This is a genomic window from Azotobacter chroococcum, from assembly GCF_002220155.1.
In the GTDB taxonomy this organism is placed as follows: Bacteria; Pseudomonadota; Gammaproteobacteria; order Pseudomonadales; family Pseudomonadaceae; genus Azotobacter; species Azotobacter chroococcum.
On record NZ_CP011835.1, the window covers coordinates 219,202 to 234,384 of the forward strand.

Below are 15,183 nucleotides of genomic sequence, written 5' to 3' on the forward strand. Positions count from 1 at the left end.
CATGACCGAGACTTCCTACCGCACCGGCCCCGACGAAAAAGGCCTGTTCGGCCAGTTCGGCGGCCAGTTCGTCGCCGAAACCCTGATGCCGCTGATCAACTCGCTGGCGGCGGAATACGAAAAGGCCAAGACCGATCCGGCCTTCCTCGAAGAGCTCGCCTACTTCCAGCGCGACTACATCGGCCGCGCCAGCCCGCTGTACTTCGCCGAACGCCTGACCGAACACTTCGGCGGCGCGAAGATCTTCCTCAAGCGCGAAGACCTGAACCACACCGGCGCGCACAAGATCAACAACTGCATCGGCCAGATCCTGCTGGCCCGGCGCATGGGCAAGCAGCGCATCATCGCCGAGACCGGCGCCGGCATGCACGGCGTGGCCACCGCCACCGTGGCTGCGCGTTTCGGCATGCAGTGCGTGGTGTACATGGGCACCACCGACATCGATCGCCAGCAGGCCAACGTGTTCCGCATGAAGCTGCTCGGCGCCGAGGTCATCCCCGTCACCGCCGGCACCGGCACCCTCAAGGACGCCATGAACGAGGCGCTGCGCGACTGGGTGACCAATGTCGAGACGACCTTCTACCTGATCGGCACCGCCGCCGGCCCGCACCCCTATCCGGCGATGGTCCGCGACTTCCAGTCGGTGATCGGCAACGAAGTACGCGCGCAGATCCTGGAAAAGGAAGGCCGCCTGCCCGACTCGCTGGTCGCCTGCATCGGCGGCGGTTCCAACGCCATCGGCCTGTTCCACCCCTTCCTCGATGACGCCAGCGTGCAGATCGTCGGCGTCGAAGCGGCCGGTCACGGCATCGACACCGGCAAGCACGCCGCCAGCATGGCCGGTGGCGCACCGGGCGTGCTGCACGGCAACCGCACCTTCCTGCTGCAGGACGAGGATGGCCAGATCACCGATGCCCACTCGATTTCCGCCGGCCTCGACTACCCCGGCGTCGGCCCGGAGCACGCCTGGCTGCACGAGATCAAGCGTGTCGAATACGTGCCGATCACCGACCACGAAGCGCTGCAGGCCTTCCACCACTGCTGCCGCCTGGAAGGCATCATCCCGGCGCTGGAGTCCTCCCACGCCCTGGCCGAAGCCTTCAAGCGCGCGCCCACGCTGCCGAAGGATCACCTGATGGTGATCAACCTGTCCGGCCGCGGCGACAAGGACATGCAGACCGTGATGCACCACATGCAGGACAAACTGGAGAAGCACGCATGAGCCGCCTGCAGACCCGCTTCGCCGAGCTGAAGCAAGCCAACCGCGCCGCCCTGGTCACCTTCGTCACCGCCGGCGACCCGGACTACGACGCCTCCCTGGCGATCCTCAAGGGCCTGCCGGAGGCCGGCGCCGACGTGATCGAACTGGGCATGCCCTTCACCGACCCGATGGCCGACGGCCCGGCGATCCAGCTGGCCAACATCCGAGCCCTCGGCAGCAAGCAGAACATGGTAAAAACCCTGCAGATGGTGCGCGAATTCCGCACCGGCAACCAGGACACCCCGCTGGTGCTGATGGGCTACTACAACCCGATCTATGCCTACGGCGTCGCACGCTTCATCGCCGACGCCAAGGAGGCCGGCGTCGACGGCCTGATCGTCGTCGACCTGCCACCGGAGCACAACGACGAGCTGTGCGACCCGGCCCAGGCCGCCGGCCTCGACTTCATCCGCCTGACCACCCCGACCACCGACGACGAGCGCCTGCCGGTGGTGCTCGCCGGCAGCTCCGGCTTCGTCTACTACGTCTCCGTGGCCGGCGTCACCGGCGCCGGCGCCGCCACCCTGGCGCACGTCGAGCAGGCCGTCGCCCGCCTGCGCCGCCACACCGACCTGCCGGTGTGCATCGGCTTCGGCATCCGCAGCCCGGAACACGCCGCCAGCGTCGCCCGCCTGGCCGACGGCGTGGTGGTGGGCTCGGCACTGGTCGACCGCATCGCCAAGGCTGCCGGCAAGGAGCAGGCGGTGGGGGATGTGCTGGGGCTCTGCCGCGAACTGGCCGAGGGGGTCAGGGGAGCGCGGAAGTAAGCGTCTGCGCTACCTGTGCTCGAGGTGAGAAACACCGCTGCTTCCGAGAGGAGGTAGCGGCTCTTTTTTATGGACGGTTTACAGCCAAGAAATAATATACAGGGCGGCCGCGCCATCCCCAGAAATAAAAGGTTTTAGCAGCGACTCTAAATCAGCCATTTACGCCATATTGGATGATGCGTCTAGCATGGACAATTTACCAAATACTTTCGACCCCACTTCATCAATACTATTCCTCGGCTCAGGATTTTCAGTAGAAGCAAAAAACTCCAAAGGAGACCCTCTTCCCGTCGGTCAAGGCTTGTCCGACCTATTTGGCAAAGAGCTCGGATTATCCGAAGACGAGATAAAGCAATATGACCTGCCGACTCTTGCTAAAGAGATGGCAGACCTGAATGAAGGCGGCGCATGGAGCATCCTATACGACACCTTCAGCGTAACCGAATTAAGCGAGACACAAACAAATATACTTAGCCAAGATTGGCGGAGAATATATACCACAAACTATGACAACTCCGTTGAGTTTCACTATGCCTCCAAGGGCATCCGGGGCATCTCCTACAGCTGGAGAGATGGACTTCCGAAGAAAATAAAACACGGATCAGTCATCCATCTTCACGGCAGCATCTCAAACGTATCAAATATGGGGGCAGATGTTTTCGATGAGTTTATCCTTGACTTCGACTCATATGCAAAGCAGCATTTTATTGAGTCCGCATGGTACGAGGAGTTCTGTCGAGATGTTCGATTCGCCAGTGCAGTATTCTTTCTTGGATACAGCCTGAGCGACTACCTTATAGCATCCCTCTTGTCGAAAGATGATGCATGGAAAGGGAAGATTTATTTTCTGAAGCGCAAAAAAGATCCAATCTTCGAGCGTAAAGCAGATGGCTACGGAAAGATTGTCTATGCTGACCTTGAGGCATTTTCCCTATATTGCAATACAGCCCCTAGGCCCGAAAAGGGTAGCAACCTTAGCAGGCTCAAAGCCTTTCGAGAGATCAATCCATTCAAAGATGGCAAAAAACTCCCCGCACCGACACTAATGGAGACTCACAACCTTATAGTTTTCGGTCAGTTCGATGACAGGCGCTGTTTTGCAGCTCGCGATAAAAGTTCCCGCAGGTATATAGTGCCACGCTCGGAGTCGATAGCAGAGGCTCTTGATACGCTAAACCGTGTCACAACGCTACTGATTCACTCCCATACTGGCAACGGGAAATCCATTTTCTTGCATATACTCTCCCACGAGCTAATAGCTCAAGGGAAAAAGTGCTTCTGGTGTGTAGACTTGTCTGCTGCCGCACTGGATGAAATAACGGTAATACGAGACTCAGGAATCACAGAACCAATATTCATCTTTGATAACTATAATACGGCGATCGATCTGATACCACTAATCACTGGGATGATTGGGGGTGCAAAATTTATTTCAGCCATTAGATCTGGCGTCTGGGAAGTACGCCTCCACGAAATCAACGACAAACTCCCAAGCCCAATTGACTACGTCTCTCTTAATGGCTTCCGCGGAGAGGAAAAGCAGCAACTCACACTCCTACTAGATGATGCCGGACTGCTTGGGGACACTGAGCGTAAAGAGCTGAGAAACTGCGAGAGCTTCCGCGACGTCGTGTCCATGATCTACAAGAACACTAAAGTCATGGATAGCATCAGGAGCCGAATCTCCCCAATCCTAGATACACCTCACAGAAAAAACATTCTCGGTGCATTTGGATTATTCAAGTGGCTTGGAAGCGACATCGGAAATGCATATTTAAAAAGCGTATTCAATAGGGATGTATCTATAGAATTCGCAGTATGCAAGAGTCGCGCGCTTGAGGTATTTAGGTTTTCCGAGGGGGACGCAGAAATCTACTCATCGACTTTCTCCGGATTCCTCCTCGCTAGCTTCTTTGAATCTGAAGAACTTCTAGAAATAGTCCGGAAATGCCTGCTGTTCTCGGTAAAGCTAAAGAAAGAAAACAGAAAGCATAACTCCATCGTAGCAGAGCTAATGCAGATCTCCAATCTGACCAGGCTCTGCAGGGTTGCTGGCGACGAACAGCATAATGCAATCCTTTCTCTATTTGATGAACTACACAGAGACAGCTTTATAAATAGAGAGCCACTATTCTGGCTGCAGTATTCCATTCTAATGCTGTCAATGAATGATTACTTGCAGGCAAGAACCTACATTGAAACCGCATACGACAGAGTTGAATATGGATTTAAGACATACCAGATCGACACTCACGCACTCAGGGTGTATCTATCGGTTGCATCCAGAAAGCCAACCGAAGCCAATCACGAAAAAATCCTCCAGCACCTTGACGTTGTTGTAGAAATGCTCTCAGACAACAGCCACAGGCGTCATGCACTGAGAGCGATCTTTGATCTTGGGGATTTCATCACGCGGTATACATGTTCCGATGGAGAGCTCTGGCGAGACATCTATCGCCATCTAATTAAAGCAAGAGATGCACTAGTTCAAGATGGACTAGGAAACACAGAGCAAGACATCGCAAAGTTGAGCAACTTGGTCGCAGCAGCTATGAAAAAAGCAGTCTGCTAACTGCACTTGGCAGTACCGCCCCCCACCGGTACTGCACTCCCCTAACAGCACGTAGGGTAGACAACGGCTCAGCCTTGTCTACCAATGACTGCGGTGGACAATCGCTGCGCGAGTTGCCCACCCTACGATGCCACCCCGCTTTGATCGTGCCCACGCTCCCGCGCTCGTCGTTATACATAAGTTCCGGCGAGCGCATCGCGTGCTTTCAGTGCAATGAAAGCGAGTAGGGTGGACAACGGCGCAGCCTTGTCCACCAATTCGCCTCGGCTGCGGTGGGCAATCGCTGCGCGAGTTGTCCACCCTACGGGACTGAACACCGCGCTTGTGGATAAGCGAGTAGCCTGGACATTCGCCGGTGGAAAACGCTTCGCGGTTTTCCACCCTACGCGGGGGGATCAGGCTGGGTAGGGTGGATAACGCTCTGCTTGTCCACCGCTCTTCTTCAGGCCCGCTGCCCGAACCGGGCTGGCCTCAGACGCACAGGCTCCGCTTGCCCCGGTACAGCGCCGGCAGCCTCTCGCGCTCGTCCCGGCCGGGCGGGTTCGTTTCGGCGAGCGGCATGTCGTTTTCGGGGACATCTGGATCGTGGCGCGTTCGGCAACGCCGAGTTCGTGATAGAGCATGGCAACACCCTACCGAAACGGTCAGGTGAGGCACTCAGATTTTGCCGCCGCCGTTCTCGACCGGTGGCTTGGGCAGCGAGGCCTCGACTAGGCATGCGGAAGCATGCTCCGCTGTCCCTCCGCTTATCGTGCAACTGCAACCATGCCACACGGTTTCGAGTCAACTCGGGGGAGGCTGATAACTGCCTCTATCAATCCTCAGGAGGCCCAAATGGAAACCCTGACCAGTCTACTCGACGCCAAAGGTTGTCCCCTGGAGCAACAGAAGTTCACCTGGAGGGAGATGGCCGGCAAACCCATCAGCAAACTGGATGACGATGCGTTCACACGTGTTCGCATCATTCTGATGAACGGCATCGAACTCGATGCCCTGCGTCTCAAGCACATCGGCGCGCGCTTCCATGGCGAACTGCGCTTGCCTCTAGCCGAGGTTCGCCGTGCTGAGCATCACCAGGCCACCATGGTCAACTGGCTGCTTTCCGCCGATCACTCGCCACTCGAAACCACGATCGCTTATGAACAAGTCGCCATCGAGGTGACGGCGGCGGTGGCACAATCCGAACCCGACGCCTACCAGGCCCAGACCTACCGGTTTGGCCTGCTGGAGGATTTCGATCACCTCTACCGCTATTCGGCGCTGCTCGACCGGCTGGAGGGCAAGGATGCGAACAACATTCTCCAAGGCTACACCGACATCATTCCCGGCAGGCCCACCACCTTTCACCACCGGGCACCCGAAGATGATCTACGCGACGCTTACCAGCGCGATTCGGCGGCGCTGATCACCAAGATCCACGCGGCCATGATCACGGCAGCGGAATACCAGACCCACGACTACTACATGAATATCGGCCCTACCTTCGCCGACCCGCTGGCGCGCCAGCTTTATGCCGAGATCGCCTCGGTCGAAGAGCAGCATGTTACCCAGTACGGTTCATTGCAGGACCCGAATGAAAGCTTCCTGGAAAAATGGCTGATCCATGAAGCCATGGAAGCCTACAACTACTACAGCTGCGTAGACCAGGAGACCAACCCGCGCATCAAGGCGATCTGGGAGCGCTTCCTCGACTACGAACTGGGACACCTCAATCTGGTTTCCGAGTTGTTCGAGCGGTACGAACGGCGCGACGCCGGAGAAATCCTCACCGGTCCGCTGCCCCAAATGGTCGAATTCAAGAGCCAGCGGAAGTTCGTGCGCCAGGTGCTCGCCGATGAGGTCGACCTGCGCGCCAAGGGCAATGAATATGTGGATCGTCGGAACGAGGGTGAAGCGAGCCTCGACTATCGCAACCAGCTTAATTCGGCAGGTGTCCCCGCCGAAACCGTCTCGGCCGGTTACCAATGGGCGCCGGGTACGGAACTTAACCTTAAAGCCTCCTGAGGAGAGCGGCCATGCAGAACGCTACCCAGATCGGACTCAACCACACTGGCGCACGGCTGTCGCCACTGGACAGCGAGCAACAGATCAAGGCCTCCCAGGAGGTACTACCGGATGTCCCAGGCAACGAGCAAAGGCTCGCGCTGGAACGTACCGAGCTGGCGTCCGAAGCCGAGTCCATCGGTTCGGTGCCGCTGCCCGGCTCGACTAAGGGCATGCTCAAGACCGCGCTGAACACGCTGGTTGGAGTCAACCCGGAAGTATTGATCGACAAGCTTGGCGAGCGCCTGGCTTTTGAGCGGAGCGGTACCCGCCTCTACGAAGCTCTGATGGCAAAGGTGCAGGCCATTGAGGATGTGGATACGGAAGATATGCTCGAGACTTTGCAAAACTTCCATGATCAAGAGGCGGAGCATTTCAAGCTGCTCGAAGGGGCTCTGGAAAGGCTGGGAGCAGATCCGACGGCGATGACGCCTTGTGCCGATGTGGTGGGTGTGTCGGCTGCTGGCATACTTCAGGTGGTCAGTGACCCACGGACCAACCTGGCGCAGTCGCTCAATGCCCTGCTGACCGCCGAGCTGACCGACAATGCCGGCTGGGAATTACTGATCCGGCTAGCCGAAACCAGCGGCCAGAACGAGATTGCCGACTCCTTCAACAAAGCGCTGGCACAGGAACAAATGCATCTGGAAACGGTGCGAAACTGGCTGGCTATGGAGGTCATGCGTCAGGTCTGATGCCCTGCTGCGTCCGTGGTATCGGCTAGGGTCTGTTGACGTTTTGGCGTGAGCCGCGTTGCCGCGTCAAATGCCGCCAGGCAAGGCGCGGGGCGCGGGCAATGGTCATTCCCTTGCCAAGCCCCGCAACGCCTTGCTTGTCCACCGCTCTCCTTCAGGCCGCTTGCCCGGAGCGGGCTGACCTTAGATGCACAGGCTCCGCTTGCCTTGGTACAGCGCCGGCAGCCTCTCGCCCTCGTCCCGGCCGGAGGGGTTCGTTTCGGCGAGTGGCCTATCGTTGTCGGGGACATCCGGGCCGGATGCGGGGCGACGCGGCCCGGTGGCCAGGTATACGGAAAAGGCGAGAAGAACCACGACCAGGGCGCTGGAAACAATCGGATCGGCGATCATCATTACCTCCGGAAGGCATGGGCTTTTCAATAGGTGCCTACATATGAGCTTGCGTCACTATGCCGCAGTAGGGGCGTTATAGGCAATCGACTTACGTCGGGTAGGGATATGGCGGCTCGCTTCATCCGCCTGCAACCGTCTTCTGCTCGATCCTCTCCCCCGGCGGCGGGCCTAGACTGAGAGCGAGCGAATCAGGGGAGCCTCCATGGAGTTCAAGGACTATTACGCGATGCTCGGCGTGGAGCCCACGGCCGACGAGAAGACCATCAAGACGGCCTACCGCCGGCTGGCGCGCAAGTACCATCCGGACATGAACAAGGAGGCCGGCGCGGAGAACCGCTTCAAGGAGGTGGCCGAGGCCTACGAGGTGCTGGGCAGCGCGGAGAAGCGTGCCGAGTACGACCAGCTTCGCCAGTACGGCCGCGCCGGCGAGCAGTTCGAGGTGCCGCCCGGCTGGCAGCGGGCGCACGGTTTCGGCGGAGCGCACGAGCATTTCGGCGGCGATTTCTCCGACTTCTTCGAGTCGATCTTCGGCGGCCGGCCGGGTAGCCATCAGCACGCCCGGGCGCCCCGGCGGGGTCGGGACATCGAGCTGGAACTGCCGGTGTTCCTCGAGGAAACCCTTGGCGAGCACAGCAAGCCGATCGACTACGTGCTGCCCAGCTTCGACGAGCACGGCCAGCGCATCAACCAGCCCAGGAGCCTCAACGTCAAGATTCCCGCCGGGGTCGCCAATGGCGAGCGCATCCGCCTCAAGGGCCAGGGCGCGCCGGGCGTCAATGGCGGACCGAGCGGCGACCTGTATCTGTTCATCCGCCTGGTTCCCCACCCGCTCTTCGACGTCGATGGCCACGACCTCACCATCACCGTCCCCCTGGCGCCCTGGGAGGCCGCGCTGGGCGCGCGGATCGAGGTGCCGACGCTGTCCGGCCGCATCCACCTGAGCATCCCGCCGGACAGCCAGAGCGGGCAGCGCCTGCGGATCAAGGGCAAGGGACTGAAGGACAAGCACGGCGTCGGCGATCTCTATGCCGTACTGAAGGTGGTGATGCCGCCGCGCAGCGACGAACACCTCCACAAGCTATGGACCCAGCTGCGCGACGCGGCGGGCTTCGACCCGCGCAGCCAATGGAGCAACCCGGAATGAGCACAACCCTGACCGTGCAACTGACCCTGGAAGAATGCTGCCAGCTGGTCGAACTGCCCGCCGAGAGCCTGATCGAGATCGTCGAACACGGCATCGTCGAAGCGGGCGGCGGCAGCCCCCGGGACTGGCGCTTCGATCCCGCCGCCCTGGACCGGCTGCGTCAGGCGCTGCGCCTGCAACGCCAACTGGAGCTCGACTGGCAGGCGGTGGCCGTGGCGCTGGAGCTGCTCGACGAAGTGGCGCGCCTGCGCGCCGAGAACGAAAGCCTGCGACGGCGGCTATTGCGCTTCATGGAGCCGTAGCGCTCGATTGCCAGTCGTAATGGTTGGACGCGGAGCATCCATCGGCCTGGCTCCCACGCGGGAGCGCAGGCGCCAGCGAAGGGTGACGCCCTATTTGCATCGGGCCAGGTCGCCGCGTACTCACGGTTTCCCGGCTCCCGGCCTTTTGCCGCAGGGGAAACCCCGTCTGCGTTTAAAATGCGGGCAACGCACAACCGACGATGTCCCATGAACTCAGAAGCCCTCGATACCCTGCACCAGCATCTGCTCGCCGCCTTGAACCCCGCCCCCGAGGAGGCCCGTCGTCTGTTCCACGGGCGGGGGCGCCGCTGGCCGGGGCTCGAGCATGTCACCGTCGACTGGCTGCAGGGCGTGCTGCTGGTGTCGCTGTTCCGGGAGCCGGCGGATGCCGAGGGGGAGGCGTTGCGGCGGATGCTCGTGGCGCTTGCCGGGTCGCCCGCCTGGCGGCACAGCGATGCGCATTCGCTGCTGCTGCACCACCGCTACCGGCCGGACAGCGCGACGGAGGTGCTGCTGGGCGAGGCCGTGGAGGAATGGCCGATCACCGAGAATGGCCTGCGCTACCAGCTGGAGCTGGGCCGGAAACAGAACAGTGGCCTGTTCCTGGACATGCGCTATGGGCGCCGCTGGGTCCAGGCCCAGGCCCGCGGCAAGCGCGTGCTGAATCTGTTCGCCTACACCTGCGGGTTTTCCGTTGCCGCGATTGCCGGCGGCGCCGAGCATGTGGTGAACCTGGACATGGCCAGGGCGGCCCTGAGCCGCGGACGGGACAATCACCGCCTGAACGGCCATGACCTGGCGCGGGTGACCTTTCTGGGTCATGAGTTGTTCAAGTCGTGGGGCAAGGTGAAGAAATGCGGCCCCTACGATCTGGTCATCGTCGATCCGCCTTCCTTCCAGAAGGGCAGCTTCGCCCTCGCCACGGACTACCGGAAGATCCTGCGCCGCCTGCCCGAGTTGCTCGGCGGACAAGGCAGCGTCCTGGCCTGCATCAACGACCCGGGCATCGGCCCGGACTTCCTCATCGAACAGGCGGCCCGCGAGGCGCCGGGCCTGCGCTTCGAGCAGCGCCTGGAAAATCCGCCGGAGTTCGCCGACATCCAGTCCGACGGCGGCCTGAAGGCCCTGGTGTTCAGCCAGGCCGGCGCCGCCCCGGCAGGCCGGACGGCATAGTCGACTTCGGCGGGGGAGTGGCAGCCGGCTGCCGGTTGATCGACCCGGACGCCACGCGGCATCATCATCCGGGCGCCGCGGCGCCCGTGCCCATGACCGGAGGTTTTTCAGTGCGTTTGAATCCAGCGGGAAAAGCGACAAGAAAGCGCAACAAGCTCGTCAAGAAGATCGAAAGGACCTGGCTCGCCTTCAGGTATTTCCTGAGAAACCGATTTTCTTCGGACCCCGTCTGTGCGCCAGGGGGCGTGACCGTCTCGCTCACCAGCCATTCGACGCGCACCGAACGGGTCTACCTGGCAATAGAGTCGATCGCGGCGGGACTCGAAAAGCCCGGGCGGCTGATTCTCTGGCTCGACGATGCCGGGATCTTCGCCAAGCTGCCGGCGTCGCTGCAAAGGCTGCAGAAAAGGGGGCTGGAGATTCGCCTGTGCCGCAACTATGGTCCGCACACCAAATACTATCCGTTCCTCGAGCATGAGGAGATAGAAGGTGTCCTGGTGACGGCCGACGACGACAGCTTCTATCCGCCGACCTGGCTGAAAAGGCTGCACGAGTCGCACCGGGCCACGCCGGAAACCGTCGTCGCCTACAAGGCCCTGTGCGTGCGGATCACCGACGGGCGGATCGAGCCCTACCTGAACTGGCGTTTCTGCCTGGAGGAGGAGGCCAGTTTCCGGAACTTCGCCCTCGGCGTCGGCGGGGTCATCTATCCCGCCGATTTCCTGCGGCGCCTGAAGGCGGCGGGGACGGCCTTCACCGCCTGCTGTCCCAGGCACGATGACGTCTGGCTGCACGCCACTGCCGTGCGGCAGGGCTACCGGGTCCGGCAGATCTCCAACGATGTGAACCACTTTCCGCTGGTGCCCGGCACGCAGAGGATCGGCCTGAAGAATGTCAACAAGATCGGCGGCAACGACCTGGCCATCTCCCAGACCTACCGCACGGCGGACATCCTGAAGATGCAGGGCGGCGACGCGCCCGCCCGGGCCTGAGTGTCCGGGCCAGCCCCTTCCCGTGCACGGCCTCAGTACGGCGCCTTGCCCAGGTAGTTGCCCGCCGGCTCGTAGTTGCACACCACGATGACCCGGTTGCTGCACTGGCTGCGGGCGCAGCCGAGGCGGCGGGTGTCGCGCCAGACCATCTGCGTGTAGTGGCCGATGCCTTGGGTCTTGCCCACCTTCAGCACGCCGCCCCTGTAGAGCCTTTTCTCCTGTTCCCAGGCGAGGGCGGCATCCTTCACGCCGTAATGGCCGGCCGTGCCGATGAACAGGTTTTCACCGTAGCCCGAGCCCCGGCTGTGCTGCATGCGGCAGCTGCTGGTGGCGAGGTGGTCGGCCCAGCGCTGGGCGGTTTTGGCCACCGGCGCCGACCATTGCAGGGGCGCGACGCCGACCGCCGCCCGCGCCCGGTTGTGCTCGCGCAGCAGGGTCTGCACCTCGGCCGTGGCGAGGCGCGAGCCGGGCGCCTTGGCTTGCGGGGTTTGCTGGGCGGATGCGCTGGCGCAGGCGGACAGCAGCAGGACGGCAAGGCAGTGCGGGAGGTAGCGGGTAGGCATGGGGGCGGTTTCGTGCTGGAGGATCGTGCCGGATTGGCGGGTGGCGATTCTGCCATTATCCGGCCGTCGCGCCTTCCCGCAGGTATCCCCCCGCATAGCCGCGCAGCGGACTGCCATAGACATCCGCCAGATCGAGCACGTCGCGGGCGAACGCCATCCAGGCTTCCAGCATCTCCGGGCTGCCGTTCAGCGCACCGACCTTGATCCGCCCGGAGCGCGGTTCGGCCAGGCTGTACATCACGGCCACGCCGAGAATCGCGGAGGCCTCCGCGATCTCCGGGATCTGCCGGTCCAGCGCATTGGCGAATTCGAAGCCGCCGATACGCAGCCGCCCGAGCGTCCGCAGCTGCGCGATGCCGGCCTCGATCCGCTCGGCCAGCAGTTCGGGGGCGATCTTCTGCCAGGCGGCGCGGGAGGCCAGGCGCCAGGCGCGCATCTGCTGCGCCGTGATGCCGGGGCAGCGGCCGAGATAGGCCGCGTTCAGGCAATGGTCGGCCGCCGCCGCCAGGCGCAGCTCCCGGGTGGGCTCGATGCCGAGCAGCGTGCAGACCTGGCCGAGCGAGGCGCCTTCCCAGAAGCGCTCGGCAGGCATGCTGAAACCGGGATCGCCCGCGTGATGATGATCCACGACGAGGTCCCGCGGGACGGCGCGGTCGGCCAGCGCGCATTCGACCCAGACGACCGGGCCGCGCTGCTGGCCCGGCCGCGCCGAGGTCCGCTCGGCGGCATAGGCGTTGCCGGCGTATACCCGCCGCTCTCCGGCCATGGCATAGGCCACCTTGTGTCCGGCGTTGCGGACCAGCCCCTCGATGATCACCATCTCGGGGTCGCGTGCCCCGAGGACGAACAGGTACTGCACGATCGACCTCCCGGACGTCGCCGAAAGGGGGCGACGGATGCGTTCATGGGCGCCTGGTGGCAGACGCGCCCCTGTGCCGATGTCCGGGCATGATGCCGCAGATGCCCGCCCGGCGTCTTGACGGACGGTCGTGCCGCCGCCCGAACGCTTCGATCCCGTGGCCGCTCCAATGGATCAGGGCCCCGCGTGTGGCGGGCCTGCCGGGAGGTAGTCATGAGTCATGGTCGAGGCAGAGAAACGTCGTATCCGGGACCGTGCGATCCGGTGAGCAGGGGACGCGACCTGAATCCGGACGACGATGAGGCGAGTGTCGACGAGGGCGAGATTCCGCCGGGCTTCTACGACGAGGCGGTGGTGGTGGAGCAGGACAGGAAGGACATGGAGCCGGAGCACGAGGAGGGGGACAATCTGAACCCCTGCTGATTGTCGGCGGCCGCTGCGCGCACGGCGCCGCGAATCGCTTCGCGGCGCCGTGTCAGGAGTGGATGCACCAGCTGGTCGTGTCGGCGGGCATGCCGAGGTCATCCACGGCGTGGATCAGCCCCGCGGAAATGGCTTCGTCGGGCGTGATGATCCGCGAGTCGGCGGTCAGGTACTGGGAGACGTCGAGGCGCTCCTTGGCTCCCTGGGTGCGCTCCTCGACGATCCGTGCGTACAGGACGCGGTCGAAATCCAGGCTCATGGCGTATTCGGACATCCTGGCGTGGTCGACCGAACCGTGGATGGTCCAGTGGAAGGGATGAAAGAGAAACTTGCTGTGCTGGCAGGCGGTGCGCCTTTGCCCGGCCAGGAAGATGATATTGCCCATGGACTCGACGGTGCCGAGGTTGTGGGTATTGACCGGGATGGGCAGCGACAGCAGGAAGTTGTAGAGGGAAAAGCCATAGCTGCATTCGCCGCCCATGGTGGCGATCTTGAGGGTGATTTCGGACGCATCCTGCTTCAGCGCCTGCGAGCATTTGTTTATGAGCTGCCCGCAGGTCGAAGAGTTGATCGGCCCCGTGAAGTGAATGACATGATTCGTCATGGATTACTGCCCTTGTGATGTTTGGCTTCACCATGGCTCTTCATGACCTCCGCCATGTTCCCGTCTTCCTGCTCCGGTATCCCTTGCGGCATGTTCAATACCTCGCTGTCGGCACCGTTCCGGGTTGTTCCGCTCGCCGGGAGCCGCCTTGCCTGGGCCGGGGCTTCCGCTCTGCCTGGAGCGGGCACGGCGGTCGGCGACACTCCCTGTTATGGAGTCGCAGGGGAGCAGGCAGTTCCAGCGTTTCCAGATCGCATCGCGCCCGGCGGGTCTCCCTTCGCTGCCAATCTCCGGCGCAGCGGCCGATGGCCAGGCGCCGAAGGGGCGGTTGCATTTCTCTCGCAGAATAGCTGCCCGCCATGGGCTCTTCCAATGTCCGCCCATGGGCGTGTCGCCGCTCGCCGCGATGACGGCCGCCCCGGGGCCGATCCGGCAGGCGCCGCGGACTCTCTTGCGTTCAACGCTGCTGCAGGGCCTTCAGGGCATCGCGCAGGCCGTCCTGCATCACACCCCCGGCGCCGTCGAGGAGGCTGGTCATGACCCCGGCGAAGCCGCAGCGCCACAGCCCGACCTCGCCGACGTAGGGGTTGCCCCAGCCCATCTGGCAGGCGACTTCCTGGTTGCGCCGGCGCTCCCGTTCGCTGACCGGATACTGGCGGTTCCAGGCCTCGTAGAGCTTGCGATCCTGCGGGGACATGCGCAGCCTGTAGCGGTCGTGCATGTACAGATAGATGCGCGCCACGGCGCCGCGCACTTCCTCGCGCGGCATCGCCTTGCGCGCCTGGAAGTCGACGACCATCCGGCAGCGGCCGTACTGGTCGGGCTTGCGGTTCAGCATGGCGAAGCCGAAGTTGCTGCGGTCGCCGTTGACCTCGCCGATCGCCGGCACCAGGTTGTGCAGGTCGGCTTCGGCCGCGGCGAAGGCCGGGTCGTTGGCCGTGCAGTGCTCGCGTCCGCCCTTCTTCCAGCACTGGCGCTGATGGCCGATGACCCAGGCGGGCACCACGTGCTCCCACTCCAGCCGGCTGGCGCGCTGCGGGCTCTTGCGCGGCTGGTAGCCGCAGCTGGCGAGGTCGACGCGATTGTCCCGGTAGCGGCACCCGCAGTAGAAGGTCAGCGGGTCGTCGGCATGGATCTCGCGGGCGATCTTCTTCGCGGCGCCGAAGGTTTCGGGCGGCTCGATATCGGTGAACAGGCTGCCGGCAACGGCCAGCGCGATGCCGGAAAGCAGTGACACTATCTTCTTTGCAACCATCGACACGGTTCCATCAGTCGAGCGAAAGGAGGGCGATTCTACTGACGCCCCGGCGGCCGCTTCCATCGGCCGGGTCGCAGGCCGGGAGAGGCCTCTGGAGCGTCCGCGGCAGGCGCCGAACGGGGGCGCACTTTCGG

General features: G+C 62.6%; 15 protein-coding genes. 10 read left to right on the forward strand and 5 right to left on the reverse strand.

Going from position 1 to position 15,183, the window contains the following annotated elements:
* Position 1: 1 nt before the first annotated feature.
* From trpB to ACG10_RS01070, 5 genes are all read left to right on the forward strand, one after another.
* Complete coding sequence (gene trpB, locus ACG10_RS01050) at positions 2-1,222, forward strand: tryptophan synthase subunit beta (protein WP_089166785.1); 1,221 nt, start codon at positions 2-4, stop codon at positions 1,220-1,222.
* Positions 1,219-2,028 carry a tryptophan synthase subunit alpha gene (trpA, locus tag ACG10_RS01055; protein ID WP_089166786.1) on the forward strand — a complete coding sequence of 270 codons (810 nt, stop codon included), beginning with the start codon at positions 1,219-1,221 and terminating at the stop codon, positions 2,026-2,028. Before trpB ends, trpA begins: the two co-directional genes overlap by 4 nt.
* Positions 2,029-2,215: 187 nt before the next feature.
* Positions 2,216-4,600 carry an SIR2 family protein gene (locus ACG10_RS01060; protein ID WP_089166787.1) on the forward strand — a complete coding sequence of 795 codons (2,385 nt, stop codon included), beginning with the start codon at positions 2,216-2,218 and terminating at the stop codon, positions 4,598-4,600.
* Between the two features lie 834 nt (positions 4,601-5,434).
* Entirely contained in the window at positions 5,435-6,604 is a 1,170-nt protein-coding gene (locus ACG10_RS01065) for a hypothetical protein (RefSeq protein ID WP_089166788.1), read from the forward strand.
* Between the two features lie 11 nt (positions 6,605-6,615).
* Positions 6,616-7,338: a DUF892 family protein gene (locus ACG10_RS01070; RefSeq protein WP_039800990.1), complete on the forward strand. Its 723-nt coding sequence runs from the start codon at positions 6,616-6,618 to the stop codon at positions 7,336-7,338.
* 183 nt (positions 7,339-7,521) lie between these two features.
* Here ACG10_RS01070 and ACG10_RS01075 read toward each other — a convergent pair whose 3' ends face one another.
* Entirely contained in the window at positions 7,522-7,728 is a 207-nt protein-coding gene (locus tag ACG10_RS01075; protein ID WP_039800991.1) for a hypothetical protein, read from the reverse strand.
* A gap of 205 nt (positions 7,729-7,933) precedes the next feature.
* Between ACG10_RS01075 and cbpA the strand changes: the two genes are divergently transcribed.
* The 4 genes from cbpA (at position 7,934) to ACG10_RS01095 (ending at position 11,342) form a co-directional block, all read left to right on the forward strand.
* Positions 7,934-8,875 carry a curved DNA-binding protein gene (gene cbpA / locus ACG10_RS01080; protein WP_089166789.1) on the forward strand — a complete coding sequence of 314 codons (942 nt, stop codon included), beginning with the start codon at positions 7,934-7,936 and terminating at the stop codon, positions 8,873-8,875.
* The gene (locus tag ACG10_RS01085) at positions 8,872-9,177 is read left to right on the forward strand and encodes a chaperone modulator CbpM (RefSeq protein WP_169531214.1); all 306 of its coding nucleotides are present in this window, start codon (positions 8,872-8,874) and stop codon (positions 9,175-9,177) included. Before cbpA ends, ACG10_RS01085 begins: the two co-directional genes overlap by 4 nt.
* A gap of 207 nt (positions 9,178-9,384) precedes the next feature.
* Complete coding sequence (locus ACG10_RS01090; protein WP_089166791.1) at positions 9,385-10,350, forward strand: class I SAM-dependent methyltransferase; 966 nt, start codon at positions 9,385-9,387, stop codon at positions 10,348-10,350.
* Between the two features lie 35 nt (positions 10,351-10,385).
* Entirely contained in the window at positions 10,386-11,342 is a 957-nt protein-coding gene (locus tag ACG10_RS01095) for a hypothetical protein (protein WP_232487161.1), read from the forward strand.
* A gap of 32 nt (positions 11,343-11,374) precedes the next feature.
* On the opposite strand, the gene ACG10_RS01100 is transcribed toward ACG10_RS01095, so the two are convergent.
* Positions 11,375-11,905, reverse strand: a complete 531-nt coding sequence (locus ACG10_RS01100; RefSeq protein ID WP_089166793.1) for a CAP domain-containing protein — start codon at positions 11,903-11,905, stop codon at positions 11,375-11,377.
* A gap of 55 nt (positions 11,906-11,960) precedes the next feature.
* Complete coding sequence (locus ACG10_RS01105; protein ID WP_232487162.1) at positions 11,961-12,764, reverse strand: hypothetical protein; 804 nt, start codon at positions 12,762-12,764, stop codon at positions 11,961-11,963.
* A 264-nt stretch (positions 12,765-13,028) separates the two neighbouring features.
* On the opposite strand from ACG10_RS01105, the gene ACG10_RS01110 reads away from it, so the two are divergent.
* On the forward strand, positions 13,029-13,187 hold the full coding sequence (locus ACG10_RS01110) for a hypothetical protein (RefSeq protein ID WP_227028780.1): 159 nt from the start codon (positions 13,029-13,031) through the stop codon (positions 13,185-13,187).
* Positions 13,188-13,239: 52 nt separating this feature from the next.
* Here ACG10_RS01110 and ACG10_RS01115 read toward each other — a convergent pair whose 3' ends face one another.
* Together ACG10_RS01115 and ACG10_RS01120 are read right to left on the reverse strand one after the other, a co-directional pair.
* Entirely contained in the window at positions 13,240-13,791 is a 552-nt protein-coding gene (locus tag ACG10_RS01115; RefSeq protein WP_089166794.1) for an ATP-dependent Clp protease proteolytic subunit, read from the reverse strand.
* Positions 13,792-14,248: 457 nt separating this feature from the next.
* Entirely contained in the window at positions 14,249-15,046 is a 798-nt protein-coding gene (locus ACG10_RS01120) for an endonuclease (RefSeq protein WP_089166795.1), read from the reverse strand.
* Between the last annotated feature and the right edge of the window lie 137 nt (positions 15,047-15,183).